Consider the following 3,979-nt stretch of genomic DNA (forward strand, 5'->3'; position numbering starts at 1 on the left):
CGCAGGTGTTCAGAGACAAGGCGCGAGGTCCGGGTCTCCTGATCACCGAGTTCCGGGTGTTGATGAATATCTCTTCGCCAGGCGATCAACTTGGCTTCAATCGATGCGGCCCTTTCCCGAACCTTTACCTCAAGAGAAGAATTATCGGCGTTTCCGTCGTTTGGAACCAAGATGAACATCATCACTCCCACGAGCAAGCCGCCCCAATAGCGTAGACACTTCATCGGCTCCCCTTTCGGCTATCTCTGAAAACCAAGACGCAAGACGATTCGGATCGCCGTTCTATGCTGACACGGCGACATCACCGGTGTCGATAGCTTGGATCTGACGGCCGCCGGGTGTTCGACGTAGGCGCCGCATATTGGCCAGGAAGGAAGATAAAGATCAATTTTTGCGTTTTCATACTCGGGACAGCCCTGGATGGCTGTGATCGATGCACAAGCAGAACCGTAGAGTAGATATGAGGCTGTAGAATCTAGGGTATTGTCCAGTCGACGGTCAGGATCGCCGGCAATAGTATGATCGGTCACTTGTGCGCGCAACAACTCCGGGACACCTGGTTTCAGCGTGCACCCTGTTGTTGAATGGTGGCCGATCTATGGATCAGCCGGTCCGGCGATGCCATCGGCGCCAGCCGGTACGGGCTTTCAGCTCATAAGCAAGACGGGCAGATTAGTGGTGATGGTCTGACAAGGAGGATCGACATGGGGCTACCAGGTGTACCAGTCGGTGGATTCAAAACGGTCGGTCAAATTGCCGGGACGCATAGCTTGCGGTTCCATGCCAAGCAAAACGCGTTGGCGATTGCTCTCGAAGTGCTGTCATCCCATACCTCCGGCGCGCCTGTCGTCGATGAGAACGGTAAATTTGTCGGATTCGTCAGCGAATTTGATCTCCTTGGCGTGATTGAATCCGGAAAAGATCTGAACAAGATGACCGCCGATCAGATCATGAATAAAGATCACTTTGTCGTGGATGAATCGACGAGCCTTGCCGATGCCATCAACCTCATGAAGGAGAAGCATTTATTGATTCTCCCGGTCATCAAACAAGGCAAAGTGGCCTATTCGGTCACGCGCCACGATCTGCTCCGAGCTCGCATAGGGCTGGGCCCGGGCATCGAATTCTGATGAAATGAAAGACGTTCAAGTCGGCACGATTGACACGTCATTATCGATCGCACGCATAAGTTCGATTCTTACGTCCTCGTCGATGCGAGAGGCGTTGCTTTGTATGGACAAGCAGTAGGCGCTTCATGACAACTAGGGGCGACGCCAGTTCAGCAAGTCTGCTGCTGTGGTAATCCTTCGACCTTCGCCGCCCGACCCTATTGTTCTCGCGAGGTCTGCATTCCGCCACCGCATATCGGAGAGAACATGGGACTATATCCAAGGCGGTGGTACAAAACAGGTATTCGAGTGACTCAATTTCCATTCGGAACATGGCGGCTCGGCCTGCTGCACGGCAGCTACAGGCAGGATGCTTGAGAGCAGGCCGCGGCTGGGGAGGATGTACATGAATGATGATTCGTTCACGAGATGGGACAGTCTGACGCAAACGGGCTTGGAGTCGGCAAGCAAAAACTGGGGCTGGGTCCTTGCCTCCGGAATCGCATTCGTCGTGCTCGGCGTCATCGCGCTCACCTTTTCCGTGATGACGACACTGGCCTCGGTGTTCGTGCTCGGATGGATTCTGGCGTTCGCCGGGATTTTTGAGGCGGTTCACGCGTTCAAATTACCTCGATGGAGCGGGGTTCTGTTGGAGCTCTTGGTGGCCATTCTCTATGTGGTCGTGGGTGTGCTGATGATCGTTCGTCCCGCGGCTGGGGCCTTGTCGCTCACGCTTCTGATTGGAGCGTTCTTTCTGGCGGGCGGCCTCTTTCGCATCGTGGCCGCCGTTGCTGGGCGACCTCCTAACTGGGGCTGGCTCCTCCTGAGTGGGATCGTGACCTTGTTGCTCGGTCTGCTGATCGTCGCGGAATGGCCGGCGTCAGGACTTTGGGTCATCGGGATGTTTTTGGGCATCGACCTCCTTTTCAGCGGGACCTCGCTGATCATGTTCGCGTTCGGATTACGGAATCTGGCCGGCACAACCCGCGACACGACCGCCGGTTCACCGGGAACTCTTGAAGGACGCCCAGCCCATTAACCTGGAAGCTAGCCGTTTCGCATCGAGCGAACGAGCCGGAGTTTTTTTCGATGAAGTATCTCGATGGAAATAGCGAGCGGCGCGTGCGTGCTCAGAACAGTCGTTATGGTAGATGCGGCTCAACAATCATGCAACAGGTCGTTGCGGGACAATGTTCTGTCATTTGTCCATGACAACGGACTAGGGAATTGCCCGAGTTCAGGAAGCCTCTTGCTGTGGTAGTTCGTACGTCATGGTTCCGTGGCGGCAACCTCAGAGAGCATCCTCGACAATCGTACCGTTGAGCACATACGACATCGTATTGATGGACAGGCAAGGACGGTGACAGAGGCCTTATTTAGGGGAGGTAAACATGGTTACGCTTGATGATGCCCGGAAGGTTATCGCCGCCGCCGAGAAGAAGGCAACGGAAGTCAGCCAACCCATGAACATCGCGGTCGCCGATGCCGGCGGAAACTTGATCGCGCACGTGCGGATGGATGGGGCGTGGATCGGCAGTATTGATATTTCCATCAAGAAGGCCTTTACCTCGCGCGCATTCGATATTGCCACGAAAGACCTGGCGAAACACTCACAGTCGGGCGGCCAGTTCTTCGGGATTCATGCGTCCAACGACGGCCGTGTCATGATCTTTGCCGGCGGGGTTCCCCTCAAACGAGACGGGAAGATCGTCGGCGCTATCGGCGTCAGCGGGGGGTCGGGCGAACAGGATCATGCCGTGGCGGAAGCCGGCGCGGCGGCCTTTAAATAATGGGCCGCAAGCCTTAGTTCGTGCAGGAACGTCAGTGCCCGTCTGATGGGTTAGCGAATACGGCACGCTCGAAATGCCGGCGCGAGAGCATGGGCTCAGGAGGGAGAGGAGAAACACACCATGGCCAACAATCGTGGCATTGCCTATATGGGGCCTGGACAGGTCGAGGTGAAAGCGATCGACTTCCCAAAGTTGGTCGGGCCCGGCGGGAGGAAATGCGAGCACGGCGTCATCCTAAAGATCGTCGCTACCAATATCTGTGGAAGCGATCAGCATATGGTGCGAGGTCGCACCACAGCGCCCATCGGACTTATTTTAGGTCATGAGATTACGGGTGAGGTGATCGAAGCCGGACGCGATGTGGAGTTCATTAAAGTCGGAGATCTCGTGTCGGTTCCATTCAACATCGCCTGCGGTCGTTGTCGGCTCTGTAAGGAGCGCTACACGGGCGTGTGCCTGAATGTGAATCCGTCTCGGCCTGGGGGCGCGTACGGATATGTCGATATGGGCGGATGGATCGGCGGGCAAGCCGATTACGTCATGGTGCCCTATGCCGATTTCAATCTGCTCAAGTTCCCGGACAAGGCTCAGGCGATGGCAAAGATTCGTGACCTGACTTGCCTGAGCGACATCCTGCCCACCGGGTATCACGGGTGCATCACCGCCGGTGTGACGACCGGTTCCACTGTTCTGATTTCCGGCGCCGGGCCCGTGGGGCTTGCCGCGGCAGCCTCCGCATTTCTTCTGGGCGCCGCAGTCGTCATCGTCACCGACTTCAACAAGGAGCGTCTCCTCCAGGCTCGTTCGTTCGGGTGCGAAACGATCGATCTGTCAGCCGGCGGGACGATCACGGAGCGTATCGAGCAGATCCTCGGAGTCCCTGAAGTAGACTGTGCCGTCGATTGCGTGGGGTTTGAAGCCAAGGGACACGGCGGGGCGGATGAACCAGCGGTCGTGCTGAACCAGTTGATGGACGTGACACGCGCGGCAGGCTCGATCGGCATTCCAGGCCTGTATGTCACTGAAGATCCAGGCGCCAAAGACAGCGACGCACAAACCGGCAATCTCATCCTTCGCTTC

The 3,979-nt window shown here is 56.7% G+C and carries 4 protein-coding genes and 1 pseudogene; 4 read left to right on the forward strand and 1 reads right to left on the reverse strand.

All coding sequences use genetic code 11. The features are described 5' to 3' along the window. Nucleotides 1-224, reverse strand: a pseudogene (locus ACOSYY_RS02745) (hypothetical protein); the annotation flags it as partial. Between the two features lie 480 nt (nucleotides 225-704). On the opposite strand from ACOSYY_RS02745, the gene ACOSYY_RS02750 reads away from it, so the two are divergent. From ACOSYY_RS02750 to ACOSYY_RS02765, 4 genes are all read left to right on the forward strand, one after another. Next, the gene (locus tag ACOSYY_RS02750; RefSeq protein ID WP_421660741.1) at nucleotides 705-1,130 is read left to right on the forward strand and encodes a CBS domain-containing protein; all 426 of its coding nucleotides are present in this window, start codon (nucleotides 705-707) and stop codon (nucleotides 1,128-1,130) included. A gap of 385 nt (nucleotides 1,131-1,515) precedes the next feature. Continuing rightward, nucleotides 1,516-2,148 (forward strand): HdeD family acid-resistance protein, encoded by a 633-nt coding sequence (locus ACOSYY_RS02755; RefSeq protein WP_421660742.1) that lies wholly within the window; start codon nucleotides 1,516-1,518, stop codon nucleotides 2,146-2,148. 352 nt (nucleotides 2,149-2,500) lie between these two features. Continuing rightward, the gene (locus ACOSYY_RS02760) at nucleotides 2,501-2,899 is read left to right on the forward strand and encodes a GlcG/HbpS family heme-binding protein (protein WP_421660743.1); all 399 of its coding nucleotides are present in this window, start codon (nucleotides 2,501-2,503) and stop codon (nucleotides 2,897-2,899) included. 120 nt (nucleotides 2,900-3,019) lie between these two features. Then, nucleotides 3,020-3,979, forward strand: a 960-nt coding sequence (locus tag ACOSYY_RS02765) for an alcohol dehydrogenase catalytic domain-containing protein (protein WP_421660744.1), incomplete at its 3' end; no start/stop codon positions are given.

This window comes from Nitrospira sp. BLG_2 (genome assembly GCF_049222245.1).

Bases quoted from the DNA above. Each gene is read 5' to 3' on its own strand.
- ACOSYY_RS02750 (WP_421660741.1), top strand. From the start codon at position 705: ATGGGGCTACCAGGTGTACCAGTCGGTGGATTCAAAACGGTCGGTCAA.
- ACOSYY_RS02755 (WP_421660742.1), top strand. From the start codon at position 1,516: ATGAATGATGATTCGTTCACGAGATGGGACAGTCTGACGCAAACGGGC.
- ACOSYY_RS02760 (WP_421660743.1), top strand. From the start codon at position 2,501: ATGGTTACGCTTGATGATGCCCGGAAGGTTATCGCCGCCGCCGAGAAG.